Origin of the sequence: Pseudomonas akapageensis (assembly GCF_011355085.1) — a bacterium.
Taxonomy (GTDB): domain Bacteria; phylum Pseudomonadota; class Gammaproteobacteria; order Pseudomonadales; family Pseudomonadaceae; genus Aquipseudomonas; species Aquipseudomonas akapageensis.
In genome coordinates this window covers 1-585 of sequence record NZ_VXCP01000075.1, presented here as the reverse complement: position 1 = coordinate 585, position 585 = coordinate 1, and the positions used below count along the sequence as shown (strand labels likewise).

Below are 585 nucleotides of genomic sequence, written 5' to 3'. Positions count from 1 at the left end.
ACCGGCTCCACCAGCACGCTGGACCTCAGCGTCACCCCGGTCGATGACCCGAGCGTGCTCTCGGCAGACACCACGTCTGTCGAAGAGGATCATGCCGCCACCGGTAACGTGCTGACCAACGACAGCGACGTCGATAACGTCCTGAGCGTGGCCAAGTTCACGGTTGGTGGTACCGAGTACACCGCCGGCCAGACCGCCAACATCGAACACGTCGGCACCCTGACCCTCGGCGCCAACGGTGACTACAGCTTCACCCCGGTGGCGAACTACAACGGCGCCGTGCCGACCGTCACCTACACCACCAACACCGGCTCCACCAGCACACTGACTATCAACGTCACCCCGGTCGACGACCCAAGCGTGTTGACCGCCGACAGCCAAACCATTGCCGAAGACGCTACGGCGACCGGCAACGTGCTGAGCAACGACCACGATGTCGATAACGTCCTGAGCGTGGCCAAGTTCACGGTTGGTGGTACCGAGTACACCGCCGGCCAGACCGCCAACATCGAACACGTCGGCCAACTGACCCTCGGTGCCAATGGCGACTACAGCTTCACTCCGGTGGCGAACTGGAACGGCGCC

1 protein-coding gene is annotated in these 585 nt (G+C 63.4%); it reads left to right on the top strand.

Features of this window, described 5'->3' with window-relative positions; all coding sequences use genetic code 11:
• On the top strand, positions 1-585 hold a 585-nt coding region (locus F2S13_RS28945), incomplete at both ends, for an Ig-like domain-containing protein (RefSeq protein WP_166367302.1).